The following is a 21,082-nucleotide window of genomic DNA, read 5'->3' as shown; positions in this document are numbered from 1 at the left end:
GCGGATCGCGCCATCCTGATGGCGGCGTAATATGAGGCCCCGCTGCCTTCCGCCAGGGAAGGGGGCGGGGCCTCTGCCGTCAGAGCGGCGCCTGAGGAAAGAGAAAATGGGAGCATCATGCGCAAAATCGGTCTTATCGGGGGTCTGAGCTGGACGTCCACCGCCCGCTACTATCAGATCATCAACGAGGCCGTGCATCGCGCCAGGGGGGGCTTCCACAGCGCGCCGCTGCTGGTCGAGAGCCTCGATTTCGCGGAGGTCGCCCGTTGTTCGTCCGACGACGACTGGGATTGCGCGTCCGGACCGCTGGTGTCCGCCGCCACCCGGCTGCAGGCGGGCGGGGCGGAGGCGCTGCTGATCTGCGCCAACAGCATGCACCGCATCTACGATCGCGTGCAGGAGGCGGTGCAGGTGCCCGTGATCCACATCGCCGAGGTGGTGGGCGAAAAGATGAAGGCGGACGGCATCCATTCCGCCGCCCTCGTGGGCACGCGCAATGTGATGACCGAGAAATTCTATCGCCAGCGCCTCGTCAGCCACGGCATTTCGCTGCTGCCGCCGGACATGGAGATGGCCGACCGGATCGACCGCATCGTCTATGACGAGCTGACCGTGGGCAAGATCAGCCGCGAATCCGAACGCTATATGAAATCGGAACTGACCGACATCGCCAAGGAGGCCGTGCAGGCCGTCGTGCTGGCCTGCACCGAGCTGGAGCTGATCGTCGACGTGAAGGCCAATGTGCTGCCGATCTACGATTGCACGTCCATCCATGCGAAGGCGGGCGTAGACTTCATTCTGGGCGGATGAAAAAAAGCGGGAGCGCGGCCATCGGCTACACCCCCGCTTTCCCCCTCTTAAGCCCTGAATTCCGTTATTTGAACGCCGAACTGATCGAGCAGGCGGCGGGCCCCAGGATGACGACGAACAGCGTCGGCAGGATGAAGAGGATCAGCGGCACGGTCATGATCGCGGGCAGGCGTGCGGCCTTCTCCTCCGCGCGCATCATGCGCTCGTTGCGGAATTCGGCCGACAACACGCGCAATGCCGAAGCGAGCGGCGTGCCGTATTTCTCCGTCTGCACCATGGTGGTGACGACGCCCTTGATCGCGTCCAGCTTCACGCGCTGGGCGAGGTTTTCGAAGGCCATGCGGCGTTCGGTCAGGAAGCTCAGCTCGATCGCGGTCAGCTGGAACTCGTCGCCCAGTTCGGGATAGGCGCGGCCCAGTTCCTTCGACACGCGGGCAAAGGCCGCGTCCACGGTCAGCCCCGCCTCGGCGCAGATGACCAGCAGGTCGAGCGCGTCCGGAATGCCCTTGCGGATCGCGGCGGACCGCTTGGTGATCTTGTTGCCGATATAGAGGTCGGGCGCCTTGTAGGAGAGCAGCAGCGCGACCGCGAAGGCGCCGAAGCGCTTCATCGGTCCCCAGTCCGGCAGCGTATCGAAGCCGTAGAGGAACAGCGCCGCGCTGCCGCCGACGAGGATCGGCATGATCATGCGGCCGAAGATGATGGCGACGGCCCAGTCCTTCGACCTGATGCCCGCCTGCGCCAGCTTCACCTGCGCGTCCTTCAGCTGGTCGTCCTGCAGCACCTTCAGGCTCGACAGGAAGGATCGCATCCGGTCGGTCGTCTGGTTCTTCTGCACCAGCTTGGCGCGGCGCTTCGCGGTCGAGGCGGTGATGCCGGCCTTCAGCTGTTCGCGGCGCTCGTTCAGCACCTTGACGCGCTTGGCCATCGGGTCGCGCACCGTGGTCGCGGCATAGATCGCCACCAGGATGGCAAAGGTCGCCAGCGCGGCCAGCAACGTGCCGATGTCGGTCGCGGTCAGGCCGAAAAGCGTGGCGCCGGGCGAAGGAAGGGCTTGCATGACTGTCTTCCCTCAGATTTCGAAGTTGATCATCTGCGACATGATGAACGCGCCTGTGCCCATCCAGCACATGCCGCCGATGCCGATCGTCTGCATCAGGCTCAGGCCGAACATCCGGCTGGGATCGGGCGTGAAGAACGGCATCATATAGTCGAAATTGATGTAGCTGATCAGGCCGAACACGATGAAGGGCAGCGCGCCGATGATATAGGCCGACGCCTTGGATTCCGACGACATCGCCTTGATCTTCAGCTTCATCTGCGCGCGCTGGCGCAGCACCGTGGCAAGGTTCTGCAGCGTTTCGGCAAGGTTGCCGCCGGTCTCGCGCTGGATGTTGAGCGTGATGCAGAAGAACTGGAATTCCGGCGTGCCCAGCCGATCGGCGGTTTCCTGCAGGGCCTGGTCCATCGTCTTGCCGATCTTGATCCGCTCGGTGACGAGGCGGAATTCCTCGCCCACCGGGCCGGGCACCTCGCTGGAGACCAGCCCCAGCGTCTCGGTGATCGGCAGGCCCGATCGCAGGCCGCGCACCAGCAGTTCCAACGCGTCGGGGAAGTTGACGGTGAACCGGTTGATCCGCTTGGCGATCAGCTTCGACACCCACCAGTGGGGCAGGCCAAGGCCGGCCGCCAGGCCCAGGAACAAGGCCAGCAGCGGCGGCCATCCCCGCACGATCATCACGGCAGTGAGCACCAGGAAGATCACGGAGCAGGCCGTCATATACTGGCCCAGTGTCCACTTCTTGCCGGTCATGCGGATGCGCTTGGCTAGCGTTTCGGGATTGGGCACCAGCGAGACGAGCAGCTTCATCTCCTCGCCGCGGCGATTGGAGATGGCCTTGCGCATCCGCGCTTCCAGCACGGACTCGGCGGTTTCGCTGTGCCGGCCGCGAATGGTGGCGATGCGGCGCGCGCCCGCCTTTTCGGCATTGGGGCCGGAAAAGGCAAAGATCACGAGCACCAGCATGCTCATCACCAGCCCGACAATCAGGAGCAGTTGAAAATCCATGTCACGCCTGTCCTATCGCAAGCTGTTCCATCACAAGCTGTCCTATCGCACGCGCCGGGGCGCGCATCGTCAACCCTTGGCCGCCAGCTCTTTGGCCTTCTTGCGCGGCAGCATCTTCGCAACCGAAAGCTTGCCGAGCAGCGAGGAGGATCGGGGCGCCTCGTCGGCGGCCCCGTCATCCTCTTCCACCGCGCCCAGCACCTGCTTCATCAGCGTGGCATAGGCGGCGCCGGTCTTGCTGTTCTTCGCCACTTCGGCAAAGCTCTTGCCGAGCTTGGCGGCCTGCGCGGCGTTGCGCACGTCGAAGGGGATGGCGATGTCCACCTTGCGCTCGATCGACTGTTCGAAATCCTTGCGCGTGATCTCCAGCGCGGTCGGCTGCACCCGGTTGGCGACCACGATGACCCGCGTCTGCGGCGCATTGCTCTTCAGCCAGGAGAGGATGCGGATGGAATCGCGCGCCGCCGCCAGCGTCAGCTCCGTCACCAGCACGGTCACGTTCACCTCGTTGATGAGGTGGGGATGCTGGATCAGCATGTTGCGGGGCAGGTCGATCACGCTGCATTCGAACGCGGCGCGGAATTCTTCCTGCAACTGGTAGAAGGCGCCGCCATCGGTCAGCATCGGCTGGCTGATCGGCGCTTCGGCCGAGAGGATGGCAAGCCGTTCGCCCGCGCGCACCAGTGCCCGTTCGATGAACAGGCCGTCGATGCGGCTGGGATTTTCGATGGCGTCGGTCAGGCCGCGCCCCGGCTCCAGGTCCAGCGCGAGCGCGCCGGTGCCGAAATGCACGTCCAGGTCGAGCAGGGCGGTGCTGCGGCTGGCCTTTTCGCTCAGTTCCCATGCCAGGGATGTCGCGATCGTCGATGCGCCCGCGCCGCCGCGCGTGCCGATGACGGCGATCGTCGCATGCGGGCGATCGCTGCTGGCCTCAAGCCGCGGCGCCGCGAACACGGCCTGCGCCTGTGCGATGGCGTCGCGGAGCTGGTCCGGGCCGAAGGGCTTGAGCAGATAGTCCGAAATGCCGCTGGCGATGAGATCGCGATACAGGCGCACGTCGTTCACCTGCCCGGCGGCGATCACCACCGTACCGGGCTCGCACACTTCGGCCAGGCCGTTGATGTCGTTCAGCGGATCGCCGCTTTCGGACATGTCGACGAACAGGATGTTGGGGCTCGCCGTGACCGACAGGGTCTGCACCGCATTGCGCAGGCCGCCCTTGGAGACCTTTTCCGGCGGCCAGCCCATTTCGATGGCGATGCTGCGCATCAGGTCAAAGCTGTTCTCGTCGCAGACAAAGGCCGCAAACGCATCACGCGCGGCCGATCCGACGGGCTTCCACGGTGCGTTCATGCTTATTTACCCCCTGCGCTGATGGTCTGCAGCCCGCCCGCGCCGGTCGGTGCCTTGTCGCGATAGGTCTGGATCGCGCGGGTCGACGTTGCCGTGCGCAGGTCGCTGTCGCTGCTCTGGCCGCGCACCAGATCGTCGGGATTGGCGACCATGGCGGCCAGATTGGCGTTGGCCGCGCAGCCGAAGTTGGAGGACGCGGCGCCCTGTCCGTTGTTTTCCGCCTTTTCGCGCCAGTCCGGGCACCCCGGCACGGCGGCGCTGGCGCGGCGCACGATCAGGCGCACGGCGCCTTCGGGGGCGACTCCGGCCTGCGCCGTGCCGTCTTCCTCGACCAGCAGGCCGCGGCGGGCGATGACAAGGGCGATGCCGTCGCGCATGGCCGCGCCATAGCTGGCCTGATCGGTAACGATGGCGACATGATCGCCATAGCCGACATTGATCGACGTCAGCCAGTCGTCCAGCCGGGCGCGCTCCGCGGGGCTCACGCCACCGCCGGCGGCCGCCTGCACGTCATAGGTGAAGGAGGCATAGCTGACGACCGGCTGGTGGATGGAGTCCACGGATCGGTTGAAGCCGATGGCCTTGCCGTCCGGCCCCATGCCGCAGGCTGCGAGGGGAAGGGCGGCCGCGCCGATCAGTGCCAGGCGGATGATGGCGGATTTCATCATGTGTGACATCCTTGCGATCCTTTAGAAGCTGAAGCCGGGTGCGGCGGCGGCGCCTGCGCTTGCGGACTTGCCCGCCTTGCGCGGGTCGGCGGCGGCGGTGCCGGACGCCGACGACGGCGTGTGGACGGGTACGCTGCCGCCCGGTGCGATGCTGGGCAGCGGGCGGTTGACGCCGCTCTGTCCGTCGGAGCCCTGCTGCAACAGCAGCCCCTGCGCTTCGGTGGCACTGCGGAAGCCGTCGGTCGGTAGCTTGATCTCGCCCGCATTGACCGGCTTCACCAGATAGGGGGTGACGACGATCACCAGCTCCGTCTCGTTGCGCTGGAACTGGCGCGACTTGAACAGGCTGCCGAGGATCGGGATGTTGCCGATGCCGGGCACCTTGTCGACATTGTTCCCGGTCTCCGCGCTCAGCAGCCCGGCGATCATGAAGGCCTGGCCCGATCCCAGTTCCACCGATGTCTCGGCGGTACGGCTCTTGAGCGCCGGCACCGACGAGTTCACCGAAAAGTCGAGGCTCGACACGGTCGGGCGGACGCGCAGCGAGATGCGGCCATCGGCCAGCACGGTCGGCGTGAAGGCCAGCTGCACGCCATATTGCTTGAACTCGATGCTGTTGCCCTGCGTGCCGTTGGAAATGGTGTAGGGATATTCGCCGCCTGCCAGGAAGCTGGCCGTCTCGCCGGAGATCGAGGTCAGGTTCGGCTGGGCGAGCGAGGTCGCAAGGCCGGTGGTCTCGGCAAGGTCGAGCGCCCCGGCGATGTCCATGCCGAACAGCTTGGCGAGGAAGCCGATGGTCGTGGAATTGTCCGCAGGCTGGTTGAACGTCACCGAACGGGTGATGTTCCCCGGAAGGTTCACGACCGCGCCATTATCCGTGATGGCATTGCGCGTGTTGCGTCCCAGATAGCCGGTGAAGCTGCCCGAGCCAGTGCCCAGACCCGTGATGTTCGTGCCGATCTTGTGAATGAGGTTGCGGCTGACTTCGGAAATCTTGACCTGCAGGTTGACCTGCAGCGGCGTGGCGGTGCGCAGGCGGCTCACCACCGTCACCTCCTTGCCGACGAACGCCTGCACCAGCCGTTCGGCCTCGGCCGCGTCTTCCGGCGCCTTGATCGTGCCGGTCAGCAGCACCATGCCGTTCATCTTGTTCGACTGGATGTCCGCCTCGGGCATGGCGAGCTTCAGCATCTGGTCGATGCTGGTCAGGTTGTTGCCCACCCGCACCGTGCCGGAATACAGGATCTTGCCGTTGCCCGCCGTGGCGAACACATTGGTCTCGCCGGCTTTCTTGGCGATGATGTAGAGCTGCGTGTCGGAGCGGACATGCACGTCCACCACCGTCGGGTCGGCGATGACCACGTCGGTCATCTTCGAAGGCAGGTTGACGACCCGGCTCGCGCCGACCGACATCAGCAGGGCGCCGTCGTCGCTCGTGGAGCCAGGGCCGGTCGACGCAGGGCCGGTCGGAGCAGGGGCGGCCTGTACCGCTGCGGTCGGCAGCACGCCGCCGCCCAGCGTCAGCGCCACGGCCGCGGCCGACGCGACGGTCTTGCGCATGAATGTCATGGTGGTCCGGTCCATCTTATTTCCCCCCGACCGAAACATCGGTCACTGCGGTGCCGCGGGCGATATGCACCACCGGCCCGGCCGGCCGCATGGGTACTCCCCCCGGAGCGGCGTTCGTCATGGTGCCGGCGGCAGGGGCTTCCTCGCCCTTCGGCGGCACGCTGCTGCGCTGGAAGCGCGAGACGTCGGCGCCGGTCGCAAAGGTCGATCCCTTGTCGATCGGGCGCGCCGCGATCTTGGCAAGGGCGCGCTTCTCGGCGGCCGGATCGGCGCCATCGGGCAGGTCGACATCGCCGCTGGCGATCGCGGCATCCAGCTCGGACGCAGTGTCCGCCATCGAGCGCAGCGACAGCGAGAGCGAACCGACGGTCTGCGCGACCGCGATCTTCTCGGCAATCTTGGGCGTCACTTCCAGGGTGACGTTGGAATAGGTCTGGATCAGCGGCTTGCCGTCGTCGCCCATCGCATTGGTGCGCTGGTCGGTGGCAAGCACGCGCAGGTTGCGCAGGATCGTTTCGGAAACCTTGAGCGGCTGGCCGTCGCCGCCACCCGTCACCGACTGGGTGAGGACAAGGTCGATGCGGTCGCCCGGAAAGATGAAGCCGGCGACCGAATTGGCGGTCGAGACCGGCACCGTCACGGCGCGCATGCCCGGCGACAGGGCGGCGGCCAGGAAGCCGCGCTCGCCCGGCTTCACCAGCGCGCCCTGCGTCACCGGCTGGCCGGCGGTGATGGCGTTGCGCACCACGCTGCCCACCAATGTCTGGGGGTTGACGGCGTTCTGCAGATAATAGGCCTGCTCGACCAGATCCTTGGGCCAGGGCTGGAAACGCATGCTCTCCGTGTCGATGATGGTGCCGACCGGCAGCGCCTTTACGGCGACCAGGACATGGGGCGTATTCTCATCGACCGGCATGGCCGCGGCACCCGCCTGCGGCGCGCCGCTGCTGCTCAGCATGTTGCGCGCCAGAAGTGCCGTCGTGACGGCAATGACGAGCGCTCCTACGAGCAGTGCAATCTTCTTGGCTTCCATGACGAAATTCGCCTCCCTGGTCCGGACGCGATGGTCCGCGACCTGCAGTCATCAGATAAAATGGTTAAGATATCGTTGGCCAACGACCCACAGGGCCGCAGCCGATATCGCGATGCCATAGGGCACCTCGGGCGGGCCGGACTGCCGCGTCATCCGGTGGTGGACGACGGTCGCCAGGGTGACGAGGCCGCCGATCATCGCCATCGCGAACAGCATCGCCATCAGGATCTGCCATGGGAACCACAGCGCCAGCGCGCCCAGCATCTTGACATCGCCGCCGCCCATCATGCCCAGCGCGAACAACAGGGTGAAGGCGGCGAAGATCGCGACGCCCAGCCCCAGTTGCAGCAGCATGTCGGGCCAGAATGCGATATCGCTCACCCACCAGAAGGCGGGCGCGAGCAGCGCGATGGCCAGGTTGAGCCTGTTGGGGATGACGCGCGCGCGCAGGTCGGTCACTGCCGCGACCAGAAGCAGGCAGGCCAGGATGCCGAGCAGCCCATAGGCCGGAAGCCCAGAGGAGAGCCCCGTGTGCAGATTTTCCCCCATCATGAGTCAAGGGGTCTAGACCTGATGGCTTACCAAAACGTAACCATGCGCCCGATGGATTCGCCCGCCGCCCCGCCCCATGCAGACGTGCCCCCCGTGGACCGCCGCGCGCTGCCCGCCGGCGCCGTTGTCGATTGTCCGGCGATGGCCGATGGCTGGCCTGTCCGGCGGTTGCGCTTGCCGGCTGCGGCTGGCGCAGCTCATCGCGGCGCGTTGCTGTTCATGGGTGGCAGGGCGGACTTCATCGAGAAATATCTGGATGCGATCGTCCATTGGGCGGGCCGTGGCTGGCATGTCACCGCGTTCGACTGGCGCGGGCAGGGCGGGTCTGGGCGCCTGCTGCCGGATCGGCAGGTCGGCCATATCGAGGATTTCGGACTGTGGATCGACGATCTGGCCGCCATCGCCACGGCCTGGCGGGCGGATGCGCCGGCGGGGCCACATGTCGCCGTCGCGCACAGCATGGGCGGGCATCTGTTGCTGCGCGCGCTGGTCGAACGGCGGATCGCGCTGGATGCGGCGGTGATGCTGTCGCCGATGTTCGGCCTGAACGGCGGGCTGGTCCCCGCATGGCTGGGGGAAGCGCTGGCCTCTGCGATGTGTAGGCTCGGCCTTGGCCGGCGCGCGGCATGGCCCGACAGCCCGGCATCCTATGCCCGCATGACCCGGCTGACCCATGATCCGGCGCATTTTGCGGACGAACTCTGGTGGCGGGAAAGCGACAGCGCGCTGGCGCAGGGCGCGCCAAGCTGGCGCTGGCTGCAGCAGGCCTATCGCTCCACCCGCATGCTGGCGGCCAGTCCCGCGCTGGGTGCCATGGCCGTGCCCTCGCTCATCCTGGGGACGGTGGCGGACCAGCTCGTGCTGCCCGCCGCCATCGCGCGCGTCGTCGCCCGGCTGCCCGATGCGGACGTGCATCTCTATGGTGGAGAAGCCGCGCATGAACTGCTGCGTGAGGGCGATGCCGTGCGGCTGGACGCGCTTGGCCGGATCGATGCGTTCCTCGATGCGCGGGCGCCGGTGCGATGATCCGCTATGACATCCTCGTGGTCGGCGCGGGCATTGCCGGCGCCAGCCTTGCGGCGGAGCTTGCCGCCCACGCATCCGTGCTGATGATCGAGGCCGAGGATGCGCCGGGCCGGCACGCCACCGGGCGTTCGGTCGCCTTCTGGAGCGAGACCTATGGCGGGCCGGGCATCCAGCCCCTGTCGGTCGCCTCCCGGCCCTTTCTCGCCCGGCCGGACCCGGCCTTCAGCGAACAGTCCTTCCTCCTGCCCAGAGGCGAACTGCATATCGGCCGCGCGGAGGATGAACCGTTGCGCGCGGCGATGATGGCGGCCTTTGCCGACGCCGGCACCGGCTTTTCCCTGCCGGACGCGGCGGCATTGCGTGCGCGCATTCCGGGTTTGCGGGACGCATGGGTGGTCGGGCTGGAAGAACCGTCCACCATGGATATCGACGTCGCCGCGCTGCATGCCGCCTGTCTGCGCCGCTTTGCCCGGGCGGGCGGCACGCTGCGCACGCGGGCCGGGTTGCGCGCGGCCCGGCGGGTGGCGGGCGGCTGGATCGCCGACATCGACGGGCAGGAGATCGGCTGCGACCTGATCGTCAACGCCGCCGGGGCATGGGCCGATCCGGTGGCGATGGCCTGCGGCATCGCGCCGATCGGCATCGCGCCGCTGCGCCGCTCGGTCGTGCAGCTGCGCGTCGATCCGCCGGCTACAGACAGCCTGCCGCTGGTCATGGACCTGCGCGGCGCATTCTATTTCAAGCCGGTCGGTGGCGGCCGGCTGTGGCTGACGCCGCATGACGAAGTGCCCTCCGCCCCCTGCGACGCCGCGCCGGAGGAAATGGACATCGCCGTCGCCATCGACCGTTTCCAGAACGTCGTGGACTGGCCGATCCTGGCGGTGGAGCGCCGCTGGGCGGGCCTGCGCAGCTTCGCGCCCGACCGCCTGCCGGTCTATGGCCGCGATGTCGCCGATCCGGCCTTCTTCTGGTTCGCGGGGCAGGGCGGCTTCGGCATCCAGACGGCGCCCGCCGCCGCCCTTGTCGGCTGTGCGCTGATGACCGGCGAAGCGCTGGACCCTGCCGTCGCCGGCATCGATCCCGCCCGTTTCTCGCCCGCCCGCTTCGCATCGGGCGCATGCAAATCTGTGCTGGCAATCGGCACGGGAGCGGAATAGCTTTCCGCCTCCATCATCAATGGAGAATGCTGCAATGGCTCATAAATTCGTGATCGAGCAGAACAAGGCCGGCGAATATGTCGCCAAGTTCAAATATAATAGTGAAGTGATGTTCTGGACCGAAGGCTATAGCAGCAAGGCCAGCGCCATCAACGCGATCGAATCGATCAAGAAGAACGGCCCCGGCGCACCGACCGAGGAATGATGGCGAAACCGGGGGATCGCCGTGCTGCGCCTGTCCCCCGGTCTTCCCGCCCCCGGTCTTCCCGCTCTCCCGCCGGTGCGATGATCAGGCTTCAGGCCGAGTTCAGGGCCGCCGGAACGTCTCTGCCGCGTCGCAGGCCAGCTTGTCCGCCCGGTCGTTTTCCGGGTGGCCCGAATGGCCCTTCACCCATTGCCATTCGATGCGGTGGCGCTTCACCGCCTCCAACAATGCCTGCCACAGTTCGGCATTCTTCACCGGCTTCCTGTCGGCGGTCTTCCAGCCGTTCTTTTGCCAGCCGAAAATCCATTTGGTGATGCCGTCCTTCACATAATTGCTGTCGGTGGACAGGATCACGCGGCAGGGGCGTTTCAGCGCATTGAGCGCCTCGATCGCGGCCTGCAACTCCATGCGGTTGTTGGTGGTCAGCGCCTCGCCGCCGGACAGTTCCTTTTCATGCTCGCCCGAACGGATGACCGCGCCCCAGCCGCCGGGGCCGGGATTGCCCTTGCACGCGCCGTCGGTGAAAATCTCTACCGTCGTCAACTCGCTCATGCGCCGATCAGGTCCGCAGAGTCGGCGGCGGCATAGAAATCCAGCCGGCGCAGGAAGGCAAGCGGGTCCTTGCGCGTCACCAGCGCGTCGGCGGGGGTGTTGATCCAGTCATAGGCGCGGGTCAAAAGGAAGCGCAGCGCCGCCCCCCGGCACAGCGCCTGGAACCCGGCGCGCTCGGCCTCCGTCAGGCCGAAGGCATCGCCATAGCCCGAGACCAGCGCCGCCGCCCGATCGGCATGATAGGCGCTGCCATCATTGGTGAAGCACCAGGCGGTGTGGGTGACGGCCAGGTCATAGGCGCGGATGTCGGTGCAGCTGAAATAGAAATCGATCAGCCCCGTCACCCTGTCGCCCAGCATCAGCACATTGTCGGGGAACAGGTCGGCATGGATGGTCGCCACCGGCAGGTCGGCGGGCCAGTGCGCGTCGAGCCATGCCAGTTCTTCGGTCACACGCGCATGCAGGCCGGGCGCGATGGCGTCCAGGCTCTCGCCGCATTTTGCCGCCAGCCCGTGCCAGCCGGCAAAGTCCAGCGCATTGGGCCGCGTGCCCGCAAAGTCCGCCGCCGCGCGGTGCAACTGGCCCAGCGCCTCGCCCGCCGCATGGGCCTGCGCCGGTGTGGGCTCGGTCACGGAAATGCCGGTCAGGAATTCGATGAGGCAGGCGGGCCGCCCCGACAGTTCCTGCAGGCGCGTGCCCTCAAGATCGGGAATGAAGCGCGGCACCCGGCATCCGCGCGCGCCCAGATGGTCGAGCAGGTCCATGAAAAAGGGCAGGTCGCCCACATCCACCCGCTTTTCATACAGGGTCAGGATGAAGCGCGCGCTGCTCCCGTCCGCGCCGCCATCTGCCCCCGTGGTGGTCAGCAGATAGTTGCTGTTCTCCACCCCCTCGGCAATGCCCTTGGCGGAAACGAGTTCGCCCACGCCATAGCGGGTCAGGAACGCGGCGATCTCTTCCGCCGGCACATGCGTATAGACGGCCATGGATCAGGCCTGTTCCAGCGCGCGCGGCAGCTTGAAGGATATGGTCTCGCGCGCGGTTTCCACCTCGCGCTCCTCGATGGCGTAATGTTCGCTCAGCCGGTCCACGACTTCGCGCACCAATATTTCGGGCGCCGATGCCCCGGCGGTGATCCCCAGCGTCCTGACATCGGTGAGCCATGCCAGGTCGATCTCGTCGGCCCGCTGGATGAGCCGCGCGGGGATGCCGGAGCGTTCGGCCACTTCGGCCAGGCGCAGCGAGTTGGAACTGTTGGGCGCGCCGATCACCAGCATCGCGTCGCAGGAGGCCGCGATCGCCTTGACCGCCGCCTGCCGGTTGGACGTGGCGTAGCAGATGTCCTCGCCCTTGGGCGCGATGATGGCGGGGAAACGGCGTTGCAGCACCGCGACCATCGCCGCCGTATCGTCGACCGACAGCGTCGTCTGCGTCAGGAAGGCGAGCTGGTCCGGGTCGGCGGGGGCGAAGGCTTCGGCATCCTCCACCGTCTCGATCAGGCTGATCGTGCCTTCGGGCACCTGGCCGAAGGTGCCGATCACTTCGGGATGCCCCCTGTGCCCGATGAAGACGATATGCCGCCCGGCCTCCACCTGCCGCTCGGCCTGGCGATGGACCTTCGACACCAGCGGGCAGGTGGCGTCCAGATAGGAAAGCCCGCGCTCTTGCGCCTTGTGCGGCACCGCCTTGGGCACGCCATGGGCGGAAAAGACCACCGGCACGCCATCGGGCACCTGATCCAGCTCCTCCACGAACACCGCGCCCTTGGCTCGCAGGCTGTCGACCACATATTTGTTGTGGACGATCTCATGGCGGACATAGACCGGCGCGCCATAGCGCTCGATCGCCCGCTCCACGATCACGATCGCCCGGTCCACCCCGGCGCAAAAACCGCGCGGCGCGGCGATGAGGAGCGTGAGCGGCGGTTTTTCAGGAGCGGCGGTCATGGCCCGATGCTCTACGGGGCAAAGCCGCCGCCGACAAGATGGCGCAGGACAATGCCGGCCCGATATCCGGTGGCGGCATGGGGGATGCGCCGGGCCGGATGCCGGGCCGGATGCGGGGCGATATGCCGCCGGTCCCGTCCCACCCGCCCATGCCGCGCTTTCGGTTGCGCCTGTCCAAGGGGACAGATAAGAAGCCCGGATTGCTTTCAAGGGAATGCCCGTGCCGATCACCACCGCGTCTGCTGCCAAGCCTCTTCTCGCCGCCACTCTTGCGCTGGCCACTCTCGCTGCGCTGGCCGGCTGCTCGCGCAAGGGTGAGATCGACGCGACCGGCGGTATCGTGGCCGTGCGTTCCTCCTGTCCGACGGCGGCGATCCCCGCCTATACGGGCGATATCACCCTGTTCACCGCCCCCGGCCGCACCGATGCCGGCGCGCTCGACGTGGTCGCGAACATGACCAACCTGCGCTCCACCTGCAGCGAGAGCGGCGCGCAATTCTATACCGAGGCGAGCTTCGAGGTGCAGGCCCGCCGCAGCGACGCCACCGCCGCGCGCCAGGTGACGCTGCCCTATTTCTCCACCGTCGTGCGCGGCGGCGGCAGCGTGGTGGCCAAGCGCATCGGCCAGGTGACGCTGAACTTCGGCCCAGGCGAGTTGCGCGCGTCGGCCACGGCGAAGGCATCCTCCTATGTCGACCGCGACGTCGCCTCGCTGCCGCCCGAACTGCTCCAGCGCCTCAACCGCAAGCGCAAGGCGGGCGACGCCGATGCCGCCGTCGATCCCTTCTCCGAACCGGAGGTGAAGGCCGCGCTCCAGCGCACCAGCTTCGAACTGCTCGTCGGCTTCAACCTGACGCAGGACCAGCTGAAATATAACGCGACGCGCTGACACGCACCGGCACATGGCCCCGCGCGTTCACGGTAACGCGCTTCGGGGCTGCACTTTTCATGGGAAGGCGCTAAGGGCCTTCGCACGCGCGGCCGCATGGCTGCCTTTCTGCATGACCTTGGGGATTGACCAGTGACTCTCTACGCCAGCTTTGCGGCTCATCTCGATGCGGTGCTCGACCAGCTCGTCAAGGCAGGCGACCTGCCGGCGGGGATCGACCGCAAGGCCGTGACGGTGGAGCCGCCGCGCGATCCCAGCCATGGCGACCTTGCCACCAACGCCGCGATGGTGCTGGCCAAGCCCGCTGGCACCAATCCGCGCGCGCTCGCCGAAAAGATCGCCGTTGGCCTGAATGCATTGGCAGAGGTGCAGTCCGTCGCCATCGCCGGCCCCGGCTTCATCAACATGACGCTGACGGATTCGACCTGGCGCGCGGAACTGGCCGCGATCCATGCCGATGGCGAGGATTATGGCCGGTCGGACATCGGCAGCGGCGTGACCGTCAATGTCGAATATGTCTCCGCCAACCCCACCGGCCCCATGCATATGGGCCATTGCCGCGGCGCGGTGGTGGGCGATGCGCTGGCGACCCTGCTCGAATATGTCGGGCACAAGGTGATCCGCGAATATTATATCAACGATGCGGGCGGACAGGTGGACGTGCTCGCGCAATCGGTGCATTTGCGCTATGCACAGGCGCTTGGTTATGGATTGGAAGATATCCCAGAAGGATTTTATCCTGGATTTACTATATCTCTTGAAAACAATTTCACGAGAGATGATGAAAATTACCAAACTCCGATAGACTTGGCTCTTAAGAATAGTCGGCTATATCCGGGAGAATATTTAAAGCCCATCGCAAAAAAACTGGCCGATGAATACGGCGAGCAGTTTCTTTGGAAACCGGAAAGCGAATGGCTGGTGCTGTTCCGCACCCGGGCCGTTGCCGCGATGATGGAGATGATCCGCGCCGACCTCGCGCTGCTGGGCATCCATCACGACATCTTCTCGTCGGAGGCCGAACTGCAGGCGGCGGGCAAGCCCGAGGCCGCCGAAGCGTGGCTGCGTGCGCATGACCTTGTCTATGACGGCGTGCTGGAAGCCCCCAAGGGCGAAATGTCCGAGGATTGGGAGCCGGTGGAGCTGCCGCTCTTCCGCTCGACCCGGTTCGGCGACGATCAGGACCGGCCGATCAGGAAGTCCAACGGGTCGTGGACCTATTTCGGCGCCGACATGGCCTATCATTATCAAAAGGCGCAGACCGCCGACCAGCTGATCGACATCTGGGGCGCGGACCATGCCGGCACGGTGAAGCGCATCCAAGCCGCCGTCGCCGCGCTGACGGAAGGCAAGGCGCGCTTCGACGTGAAGCTCATCCAGATGGTCCGCCTGCTGCGCGATGGCGAGCCGGTGAAGATGTCCAAGCGCGCAGGCAATTTCGTCACGCTCGCCGATGTCGTGCGCGAAGTGGGCAAGGATGTCGTCCGTTTCACCATGCTGACCCGCAAGGCCGACGCGCAGATGGACTTCGATTTCGCCAAGGTCGTGGAAGCATCGAAGGACAATCCCGTCTTCTACGTGCAATATGCCCACGCCCGCATTTCCTCGCTCGGCCGCCGCGCGGCGGAGGCGGGGATGGATTTGCCCGCGCCCGACCTGTCCCTGCTTGGGACGGTGGAGCTTGACCTGGTCAAGCGCGCGGCCCAGTTTCCGCGTATCGTGGAGGCCGCCGCGCAGAGCCGTGAACCGCACCGTATCGCCTTTTATCTCAATGACTTGGCTGCCGATTTCCATGGCTGGTGGAACATGGGCAACGACCGGCCGGAGATGCGCGTGATCGTGGCCGACGATGCGGCCATCACATCTGCCCGCCTTTTCTTGAGCCGGGGAATAGGGCAGATTGTCCGCAATGGGCTGGCGCTGATGGGCGTGATGGCGCTGACCGAGATGCAATGAGCGGAGCACGGTGAATGGGTGATTATGCGCGCGGTGGGCTGGACCTGGACGACGAGGATCGTCTTCCCTGGCTTGAACCCGCGGAGGCCGCTTATGAGGCCGAAGGCATCTCGCCTCTCAAACTGCTCGTCTTCCTGCTTGCCGGGCTGGCGCTGCTGGGTGTGATCGTGGCCGGCGTCTTCTGGCTCAAGCAGCGCACGGCGGCGGGTGACGGCGCCGGCGAGCTGATCGCGGCGCCGGCAGGCGATTACAAGATCCCGGCGAACGAAGCCGACGCCCGGAAATTCGCGGGCGAGGGCGACGCCAGCTTCGCCGCGAGCGAAGGCGTGGAGCGCGATATCCGCATCGACCCTTCCCGCGTGCCCGAAGCGCCCGTGGTCGGCAAGGCGGCTTCCACCCGCGCGACGGACGCGGCGGCCGTTGCCAAGCCCTCGGCCAAGGTCAGCGCCCCGGTCGCCGACGCTACCCGCACGCCATCGCCCGCGCCAAAGGCGGCTGCGGCGGCGGGCGGCGGCGCGATGATCCAGCTGGGCGCCTATGGCAGTGCGGCGGGCGCCAAGGACGCATGGAAGAAACTCGCCGCGCGCTTCACCTATCTCGCCCCGCTCACCATGTCGGTGGAAAGCGTCGAGGTTGGCGGCACCACCCTCCACCGCCTGCGCGCAACCGCTGGCGGGCAGGCGTCCGCGATCTGCGGCAAGCTGAAGGTCGCGGGCGAGAGCTGCATCGTGGTGAATTGAAGGAGCGGGTTGCGGCCCCTCGGGCGGACATTTCCTCTTCGTCATCCTGAAACACGTTCAGCAAGCCGCTATGTCCCTGGGCAGTTCCTACCCTTTTTCCGGTCGCCCTCCCCAAATCGCACGATCCCCATGGAAGATCGCGCCGAGCGCGCTAGAACGGATGCCATGAATCCGGTGTCCAGAGCGTTCCTGTCATGAAGCCCGTCATCTTCGGCCTGTCCGGCGCCGCGCTGACCGCGCAGGAGCGCGCCTTCTTCGCGGCGGCCGAGCCGGCGGGCTATATCCTGTTCCGCCGCAATATCGTCGATCCAGTACAGCTGCGCGCGCTCACCGATGAGCTGCGCGCGCTGCATGGCCGCGACGACCTGCTCATCATGATCGATCAGGAGGGCGGCCGCGTGGCGCGCATGGTGCCGCCGCACTGGCCGGCCTTCCCGCCCGGCGCGGTGTTCGACGCGCTCTATGACATCGCCCCCTCCAGCGCGATCGAGGCCGCCCGCACCAATGCCCGCGCCATCGCGCAGACCCTGCGCGCGTGCGGCATCACCGTCGACGCGCTGCCGCTGCTCGACGTGCGCCAGCCCGGCGCGAGCGACATCATGGGCGACCGCACGCTGGGCGCCGAGCCGATGCGCGTCGCCGCGTTGGGCCGCGCCGTGCTGGACGGCCTGCGCCGGGGCGGGGTGGTCGGCATCGTCAAGCATATGCCCGGCCATGGCCGCGCGTTGGTGGACAGCCATCTGGAACTGCCCACGGTTGATGCCGATGAGCAGGCGCTGGAGGTCGACCTCGCCCCCTTCGCCACGCTGCGGGATGCGCCGATGGGGATGACCGCGCATATCGTCTATCGCGCCTGGGATGCGGAGCACCCGGCCAGCCTCTCGCCCTGGGTGATCGCGCACATCATCCGCGGCCGCATCGGTTTTAACGGGCTGCTGATGTCCGACGATCTCGACATGAAGGCGCTGAAGGGCGACATCCCGGCGCTGGCCGCCGGCGTCGTCGCGGCGGGCTGCGACATCGCGCTCAACTGCTGGGGGCGGATGGACGAGATGGAGGGGATCGCCAACGCCCTGCCCGACATCACCGATATCGGTCGCGCGCGACTGGACCGGGCGATGGCGACCGTCGCGGGCATGGCGGACGAAACGCCGCTGGGCGACCTGCTCGCCCGGCGCGACAGCCTGCTGGCGCTCGCCTGATGGAAGACCTGTTCCTGCCCGAACGGGCCGCAGGCCCCGAGATACTGACCGTTTCGTTCGAGGCATGGGAGGGGCCGCTCGACCTGCTGCTCGCGCTCGCCCGCACGCAGAAGGTCGATCTGCGCGAAATCTCCATCCTCGCGCTGGTCGAGCAATATCTGGGCTTCATCGAGGGCGCGCAGGCGCTGCGGCTGGAGTTGGCGGCGGATTATCTGGTGATGGCTGCCTGGCTCGCCTATCTCAAATCCGGCCTGCTGCTGCCCAAGGATGCGCAGGAAGACCCCTCGCCGGAAGAAATGGCGCTGCGCTTGCAACTGCGGCTGCAACGGCTGATGGCGATGCGTGAATCCGGCGCGCGGCTGATGGCGCGCGACCGGGTGGGGCGCGACGTGTTCGTCCGGCCCGCGCCCGAAGGCTTGCGCACCATCCGCAAGGCCGCATGGGAGGCGAATATCTTCGACCTGATGCAGGCCTATGGGCAGGTGAAGGCGCGCACGCAAAAGGCGGTGCATGTCGTGTCGCGGCGGCCGGTGATGACGCTGGAAGACGCCATCAACCGCGTCGGCAAGCTGGTGGGCACGCGGCTGGACTGGACCCGGCTGGAAGCCTTCCTGCCCGAGGGGCTGAGCGGCGCGCTGGGCCGCTCGGCGCTGGCCAGTAGCTTCGTCGCCGCGCTGGAACTGGCCAGGCAGGGCCGGCTCGACATCCATCAGGATGAGATCTTCTCGCCCATCTTCCTGCGCGCCGCCCAGCCCGAGGCACGGACATGACCGACGAACCCGATGATTTCGCGCGCGCGGTGGAGGCTGCCCTGTTCGCGGCAGCCGATCCGATGACGCCGCAGGAACTGCGCCAGCATGTCGGCGATTCGGGCGATCTGCGCGCGACATTGGCGGCTCTGTCGGACGATTATGCCGGGCGCGGCGTCAACCTGGTGGAGCGCGGCGGGCGCTGGCATTTCCAGACCGCGCCCGACCTTGCCCACATCCTGCGCCGCGAGAAGGAGGAGCCGCGCCGGCTTTCGCGCGCGGGCATGGAAACGCTTGCCATTATAGCGTATCATGAACCGGTGAGCCGCGCCGAGATCGAGGCGATCCGTGGTGTGCAGGTCGCCAAGGGCACGCTGGACGTGCTGATGGAAGCGGGATGGGTGCGGCCTGCCGGCAGACGTGAGGTTCCTGGCCGCCCGCTCGTTTATGCAACGACTGCAGATTTTTTGACGCATTTCGGCCTTAGCAGTCGCCGCGACCTTCCGGGGATAGACGACCTGCGCGCCGCGGGTCTGCTCGATCCGGTCGATCTGGCGATGGAGGGGCTGGCTCCGGTGGGCGCAGATGCGGGCGACGACGAGGCGGATGCCTAATCGGCGCTGGAAAAGGGTGTTGAAGACGCCTAGACAGGCGGCTTCCTGAAGGAGATGAGTGATGGGTTCCTTTTCGCTGATGCACTGGATGATCGTGCTTTTGGTCGTCATGCTGCTGTTCGGCGGTGGACGGATTTCCGGGCTGATGGGTGATGTCGCCAAGGGCATCAAGAGCTTCAAGAAGGGCATGGAGGACGATGACGACGTGCCCCCGGCCAAGCCCGCGAGCCGGATCGAAGGACAGCGCGCGCCGGAACAGAGCGCGACGAGCGGTGCCGCAACCGGCAAGACCACCGAAGACCATCGCCAGGGTTGATCCTGCGTCCTTTGAAACTCTGACGCGCGCGGCCTTTGCATGTTCGGTATCGATTCGGCTGAATTTCTTCTTATCGTGATTGTGGCCGTCGTGGTGATCGGCCCGAAGGATTTGCCGCGCGCGCTCTACAAGGTGGGGCAGGTCGTGGGCAAGGCGCAGGCCATGGCTCGCCATTTCCGCACGGGCATCGACGCCATGGTGCGGGAAGTGGAGCTGGAAGAGCTGGAAAAGAAGTGGGCCGCGCAGAATGAGCGGATCATGAGCGAGCATGCCGCGCCCCCGCCGGCCTTGATCGAGATGGCCCAGGCCGAGGAGGGGCAGGCCGAGGAGGGGCAGACCGAGGCGGGGCATATTGAAACCGGGCAGATCGAGGCGCCTCAGGCCGAGCCGCTCCGGCTCGAATCGCCGCCCGACACTCATGCATTGCCTGTCCAGTCGGCCTTCCCTTATGACGCCCCGGCCCAGCCTGCACCTGCGCCGGCACAGGCCGTTGCCGACAACGCGGATGGATCGCCTGCCTCCACCCAGCCCAAGGATGGCGCGGCGGCATGATCCGGGATATTGACGACAGCAAGGCACCGCTGCTGGACCATCTGATCGAGCTTCGCGCCCGCCTGTTGCGCTGTGTCTGGGCGCTCGCCCTGTCCGGCGCGGTGTGCTTCTATTTTTCGGACAAGCTGTTCGCCTTCCTCATCCAGCCGCTGCGCGAGGCTTTTGGCAACGGTCATGGCCAGCTGGTCTACACCAAGCTGTACGAAGCCTTTTTCGTGCAGGTGAAGATCGCGGTCTTCGGCGCCTTCTGCCTGTCCTTCCCGATCATCGCGAACCAGCTGTGGGCGTTCGTCGCGCCCGGCCTCTATGCGAAGGAAAAGAAGGCGCTGCTGCCCTTCATCATCGCGACACCGGTGCTGTTCACCATGGGCGCGTCGCTCGCTTATTATGTCGTGATGCCGATGGCGTTTCATTTCTTCCTGCAGTTTCAGGGGAATGCCGGCGGCCTGAATGTGCAGGCGCTGCCCAGCGCCGACGCTTATCTGACCTTGGTGATGCAATTCATCCTGGCCTTTGGCGTCAGCTTCCTGATGCCGGTGCTGCTGATGCTGCTCAACCGGGCGGGCTTCGTCTCCCGCGCGCAGCTGATCGGGCTGCGCCGCTACATGATCGTGGCGGCGTTCATCCTGGCCGCGGTGCTGACGCCGCCGGACGTGGTGTCGCAGCTGATGCTCGCCATCCCACTGCTGCTGCTTTACGAAATCACCATCGTCGCCATCTGGTTCACCGACCGCCGCGCCGCGCGCGAGGCCGAAAGGGCCGCCTCCACGACCTGATCCAGAAACGGGCCGGCGCTGCCACGCGCCGGCCCGATCCTTTTTCGACAGATGTCGCTTGGTCGTCGTCAGTTGGCGGCCTTCTCAACCGCCTTGCCGGCGCTCTGGACATCCTTGCCGGCGCCTTCGACCGTGTTGCATGCGCTTAAAGCCAGCGCGCCGGAGAGCAGCAGCATGGCTGCGGCGATGATCTTCTTCATTGGCATTCTCCCAAAATGAACGTGGCCGATCCGCGCCGACGCCACATCGATCCGCCGGCACGCCAGGCGGTCCGTTTCTGCGGCGGACGGGGGGTCTGGAGGGAATGGGCGCCTCTGTGGCGCGGATACTGTCTGGGCCCGGATCGCAG

Annotated in this window: 24 protein-coding genes; 13 read left to right on the top strand and 11 right to left on the bottom strand. The window is 66.6% G+C overall.

All coding sequences use genetic code 11. From position 1 onward, the window contains the following. Nucleotides 1–117: 117 nt before the first annotated feature. The gene (locus tag WFP78_RS05015; RefSeq protein ID WP_336959320.1) at nucleotides 118–810 is read left to right on the top strand and encodes an aspartate/glutamate racemase family protein; all 693 of its coding nucleotides are present in this window, start codon (nucleotides 118–120) and stop codon (nucleotides 808–810) included. A 64-nt stretch (nucleotides 811–874) separates the two neighbouring features. Here WFP78_RS05015 and WFP78_RS05010 read toward each other — a convergent pair whose 3' ends face one another. The 7 genes from WFP78_RS05010 to WFP78_RS04980 all read right to left on the bottom strand — a co-directional run bounded on the left by WFP78_RS05010 (nucleotide 875) and on the right by WFP78_RS04980 (nucleotide 8,053). Next, complete coding sequence (locus tag WFP78_RS05010; RefSeq protein ID WP_336959318.1) at nucleotides 875–1,870, bottom strand: type II secretion system F family protein; 996 nt, start codon at nucleotides 1,868–1,870, stop codon at nucleotides 875–877. Nucleotides 1,871–1,882: 12 nt separating this feature from the next. Then, nucleotides 1,883–2,878, bottom strand: coding sequence for a type II secretion system F family protein (locus WFP78_RS05005; RefSeq protein WP_336959316.1), 996 nt, complete (start codon nucleotides 2,876–2,878; stop codon nucleotides 1,883–1,885). Nucleotides 2,879–2,947: 69 nt separating this feature from the next. Beyond that, nucleotides 2,948–4,231, bottom strand: a complete 1,284-nt coding sequence (locus tag WFP78_RS05000; protein WP_336959314.1) for a pilus assembly protein CpaE — start codon at nucleotides 4,229–4,231, stop codon at nucleotides 2,948–2,950. Between the two features lie 2 nt (nucleotides 4,232–4,233). After that, entirely contained in the window at nucleotides 4,234–4,908 is a 675-nt protein-coding gene (locus WFP78_RS04995; RefSeq protein ID WP_336959312.1) for a CpaD family pilus assembly protein, read from the bottom strand. Nucleotides 4,909–4,920: 12 nt separating this feature from the next. Continuing rightward, a complete protein-coding gene (locus WFP78_RS04990; RefSeq protein WP_336959310.1) occupies nucleotides 4,921–6,483 on the bottom strand; it encodes a type II and III secretion system protein family protein in 1,563 nt (520 codons plus the stop codon). 1 nt (nucleotide 6,484) lies between these two features. Further along, nucleotides 6,485–7,501, bottom strand: a complete 1,017-nt coding sequence (gene cpaB / locus WFP78_RS04985; RefSeq protein WP_336959308.1) for a Flp pilus assembly protein CpaB — start codon at nucleotides 7,499–7,501, stop codon at nucleotides 6,485–6,487. 51 nt (nucleotides 7,502–7,552) lie between these two features. Then, complete coding sequence (locus tag WFP78_RS04980; RefSeq protein ID WP_336959306.1) at nucleotides 7,553–8,053, bottom strand: A24 family peptidase; 501 nt, start codon at nucleotides 8,051–8,053, stop codon at nucleotides 7,553–7,555. A gap of 21 nt (nucleotides 8,054–8,074) precedes the next feature. Here WFP78_RS04980 and WFP78_RS04975 point away from each other — a divergent pair, with 21 nt between their 5' ends. Genes WFP78_RS04975 through WFP78_RS04965 form a run of 3 tightly spaced genes read left to right on the top strand, consistent with a single transcriptional unit; the run spans nucleotide 8,075 to nucleotide 10,441 of the window. Then, nucleotides 8,075–9,079 carry an alpha/beta hydrolase gene (locus WFP78_RS04975; protein WP_336959304.1) on the top strand — a complete coding sequence of 335 codons (1,005 nt, stop codon included), beginning with the start codon at nucleotides 8,075–8,077 and terminating at the stop codon, nucleotides 9,077–9,079. Then, nucleotides 9,076–10,236: an NAD(P)/FAD-dependent oxidoreductase gene (locus tag WFP78_RS04970; RefSeq protein ID WP_336959302.1), complete on the top strand. Its 1,161-nt coding sequence runs from the start codon at nucleotides 9,076–9,078 to the stop codon at nucleotides 10,234–10,236. The genes WFP78_RS04975 and WFP78_RS04970 overlap by 4 nt, the downstream gene beginning before the upstream one ends. Nucleotides 10,237–10,270: 34 nt before the next feature. Beyond that, the gene (locus WFP78_RS04965) at nucleotides 10,271–10,441 is read left to right on the top strand and encodes a YegP family protein (RefSeq protein WP_336959300.1); all 171 of its coding nucleotides are present in this window, start codon (nucleotides 10,271–10,273) and stop codon (nucleotides 10,439–10,441) included. Between the two features lie 102 nt (nucleotides 10,442–10,543). On the opposite strand, the gene rnhA is transcribed toward WFP78_RS04965, so the two are convergent. Genes rnhA through ispH form a run of 3 tightly spaced genes read right to left on the bottom strand, consistent with a single transcriptional unit; the run spans nucleotide 10,544 to nucleotide 12,939 of the window. Further along, nucleotides 10,544–10,993 carry a ribonuclease HI gene (gene rnhA, locus WFP78_RS04960; RefSeq protein WP_336959298.1) on the bottom strand — a complete coding sequence of 150 codons (450 nt, stop codon included), beginning with the start codon at nucleotides 10,991–10,993 and terminating at the stop codon, nucleotides 10,544–10,546. After that, on the bottom strand, nucleotides 10,990–11,979 hold the full coding sequence (gene thrB / locus WFP78_RS04955; RefSeq protein WP_336959296.1) for a homoserine kinase: 990 nt from the start codon (nucleotides 11,977–11,979) through the stop codon (nucleotides 10,990–10,992). The genes rnhA and thrB overlap by 4 nt, the downstream gene beginning before the upstream one ends. Nucleotides 11,980–11,982: 3 nt before the next feature. Continuing rightward, nucleotides 11,983–12,939, bottom strand: coding sequence for a 4-hydroxy-3-methylbut-2-enyl diphosphate reductase (gene ispH / locus WFP78_RS04950; protein WP_336959294.1), 957 nt, complete (start codon nucleotides 12,937–12,939; stop codon nucleotides 11,983–11,985). 274 nt (nucleotides 12,940–13,213) lie between these two features. On the opposite strand from ispH, the gene WFP78_RS04945 reads away from it, so the two are divergent. From WFP78_RS04945 to tatC, 9 genes are all read left to right on the top strand, one after another. Continuing rightward, complete coding sequence (locus WFP78_RS04945; protein ID WP_336959427.1) at nucleotides 13,214–13,828, top strand: hypothetical protein; 615 nt, start codon at nucleotides 13,214–13,216, stop codon at nucleotides 13,826–13,828. 132 nt (nucleotides 13,829–13,960) lie between these two features. Beyond that, nucleotides 13,961–15,784: an arginine--tRNA ligase gene (gene argS, locus WFP78_RS04940; RefSeq protein WP_336959291.1), complete on the top strand. Its 1,824-nt coding sequence runs from the start codon at nucleotides 13,961–13,963 to the stop codon at nucleotides 15,782–15,784. A gap of 14 nt (nucleotides 15,785–15,798) precedes the next feature. After that, entirely contained in the window at nucleotides 15,799–16,524 is a 726-nt protein-coding gene (locus tag WFP78_RS04935; protein ID WP_336959289.1) for an SPOR domain-containing protein, read from the top strand. Between the two features lie 194 nt (nucleotides 16,525–16,718). Beyond that, on the top strand, nucleotides 16,719–17,726 hold the full coding sequence (gene nagZ, locus WFP78_RS04930; protein ID WP_336959287.1) for a beta-N-acetylhexosaminidase: 1,008 nt from the start codon (nucleotides 16,719–16,721) through the stop codon (nucleotides 17,724–17,726). After that, complete coding sequence (locus WFP78_RS04925) at nucleotides 17,726–18,496, top strand: segregation and condensation protein A (RefSeq protein WP_336959285.1); 771 nt, start codon at nucleotides 17,726–17,728, stop codon at nucleotides 18,494–18,496. The genes nagZ and WFP78_RS04925 overlap by 1 nt, the downstream gene beginning before the upstream one ends. Continuing rightward, nucleotides 18,493–19,089, top strand: coding sequence for an SMC-Scp complex subunit ScpB (gene scpB / locus WFP78_RS04920; protein WP_336959283.1), 597 nt, complete (start codon nucleotides 18,493–18,495; stop codon nucleotides 19,087–19,089). The genes WFP78_RS04925 and scpB overlap by 4 nt, the downstream gene beginning before the upstream one ends. A 61-nt stretch (nucleotides 19,090–19,150) precedes the next feature. Then, nucleotides 19,151–19,405, top strand: coding sequence for a twin-arginine translocase TatA/TatE family subunit (locus tag WFP78_RS04915; protein WP_336959281.1), 255 nt, complete (start codon nucleotides 19,151–19,153; stop codon nucleotides 19,403–19,405). A gap of 39 nt (nucleotides 19,406–19,444) precedes the next feature. Further along, nucleotides 19,445–19,957 carry a twin-arginine translocase TatA/TatE family subunit gene (locus WFP78_RS04910; RefSeq protein ID WP_336959280.1) on the top strand — a complete coding sequence of 171 codons (513 nt, stop codon included), beginning with the start codon at nucleotides 19,445–19,447 and terminating at the stop codon, nucleotides 19,955–19,957. Continuing rightward, nucleotides 19,954–20,733, top strand: a complete 780-nt coding sequence (gene tatC, locus WFP78_RS04905) for a twin-arginine translocase subunit TatC (protein WP_336959279.1) — start codon at nucleotides 19,954–19,956, stop codon at nucleotides 20,731–20,733. Before WFP78_RS04910 ends, tatC begins: the two co-directional genes overlap by 4 nt. 68 nt (nucleotides 20,734–20,801) lie before the next feature. On the opposite strand, the gene WFP78_RS04900 is transcribed toward tatC, so the two are convergent. Beyond that, complete coding sequence (locus WFP78_RS04900) at nucleotides 20,802–20,933, bottom strand: entericidin A/B family lipoprotein (protein ID WP_336959278.1); 132 nt, start codon at nucleotides 20,931–20,933, stop codon at nucleotides 20,802–20,804. Between the last annotated feature and the right edge of the window lie 149 nt (nucleotides 20,934–21,082).

Source organism: Sphingobium aquiterrae (assembly GCF_037154135.1).
Lineage (GTDB): Bacteria > Pseudomonadota > Alphaproteobacteria > Sphingomonadales > Sphingomonadaceae > Sphingobium > Sphingobium aquiterrae.
Note: the sequence above shows the minus strand (reverse complement) of the source record. Positions and strands in the feature narration are given on the sequence as shown.

Bases quoted from the DNA above. Each gene is read 5' to 3' on its own strand.
- WFP78_RS05015 (WP_336959320.1), top strand. From the start codon at position 118: ATGCGCAAAATCGGTCTTATCGGGGGTCTGAGCTGGACGTCCACCGCC.
- WFP78_RS05010 (WP_336959318.1), bottom strand. From the start codon at position 1,870: ATGCAAGCCCTTCCTTCGCCCGGCGCCACGCTTTTCGGCCTGACCGCG.
- WFP78_RS05005 (WP_336959316.1), bottom strand. From the start codon at position 2,878: ATGGATTTTCAACTGCTCCTGATTGTCGGGCTGGTGATGAGCATGCTG.
- WFP78_RS05000 (WP_336959314.1), bottom strand. From the start codon at position 4,231: ATGAACGCACCGTGGAAGCCCGTCGGATCGGCCGCGCGTGATGCGTTT.
- WFP78_RS04995 (WP_336959312.1), bottom strand. From the start codon at position 4,908: ATGTCACACATGATGAAATCCGCCATCATCCGCCTGGCACTGATCGGC.
- WFP78_RS04990 (WP_336959310.1), bottom strand. From the start codon at position 6,483: ATGGACCGGACCACCATGACATTCATGCGCAAGACCGTCGCGTCGGCC.
- cpaB (WP_336959308.1), bottom strand. From the start codon at position 7,501: ATGGAAGCCAAGAAGATTGCACTGCTCGTAGGAGCGCTCGTCATTGCC.
- WFP78_RS04980 (WP_336959306.1), bottom strand. From the start codon at position 8,053: ATGATGGGGGAAAATCTGCACACGGGGCTCTCCTCTGGGCTTCCGGCC.
- WFP78_RS04975 (WP_336959304.1), top strand. From the start codon at position 8,075: ATGGCTTACCAAAACGTAACCATGCGCCCGATGGATTCGCCCGCCGCC.
- WFP78_RS04970 (WP_336959302.1), top strand. From the start codon at position 9,076: ATGATCCGCTATGACATCCTCGTGGTCGGCGCGGGCATTGCCGGCGCC.
- WFP78_RS04965 (WP_336959300.1), top strand. From the start codon at position 10,271: ATGGCTCATAAATTCGTGATCGAGCAGAACAAGGCCGGCGAATATGTC.
- rnhA (WP_336959298.1), bottom strand. From the start codon at position 10,993: ATGAGCGAGTTGACGACGGTAGAGATTTTCACCGACGGCGCGTGCAAG.
- thrB (WP_336959296.1), bottom strand. From the start codon at position 11,979: ATGGCCGTCTATACGCATGTGCCGGCGGAAGAGATCGCCGCGTTCCTG.
- ispH (WP_336959294.1), bottom strand. From the start codon at position 12,939: ATGACCGCCGCTCCTGAAAAACCGCCGCTCACGCTCCTCATCGCCGCG.
- WFP78_RS04935 (WP_336959289.1), top strand. From the start codon at position 15,799: ATGGGTGATTATGCGCGCGGTGGGCTGGACCTGGACGACGAGGATCGT.
- nagZ (WP_336959287.1), top strand. From the start codon at position 16,719: ATGAAGCCCGTCATCTTCGGCCTGTCCGGCGCCGCGCTGACCGCGCAG.
- WFP78_RS04925 (WP_336959285.1), top strand. From the start codon at position 17,726: ATGGAAGACCTGTTCCTGCCCGAACGGGCCGCAGGCCCCGAGATACTG.
- scpB (WP_336959283.1), top strand. From the start codon at position 18,493: ATGACCGACGAACCCGATGATTTCGCGCGCGCGGTGGAGGCTGCCCTG.
- WFP78_RS04915 (WP_336959281.1), top strand. From the start codon at position 19,151: ATGGGTTCCTTTTCGCTGATGCACTGGATGATCGTGCTTTTGGTCGTC.
- WFP78_RS04910 (WP_336959280.1), top strand. From the start codon at position 19,445: ATGTTCGGTATCGATTCGGCTGAATTTCTTCTTATCGTGATTGTGGCC.
- tatC (WP_336959279.1), top strand. From the start codon at position 19,954: ATGATCCGGGATATTGACGACAGCAAGGCACCGCTGCTGGACCATCTG.
- WFP78_RS04900 (WP_336959278.1), bottom strand. From the start codon at position 20,933: ATGAAGAAGATCATCGCCGCAGCCATGCTGCTGCTCTCCGGCGCGCTG.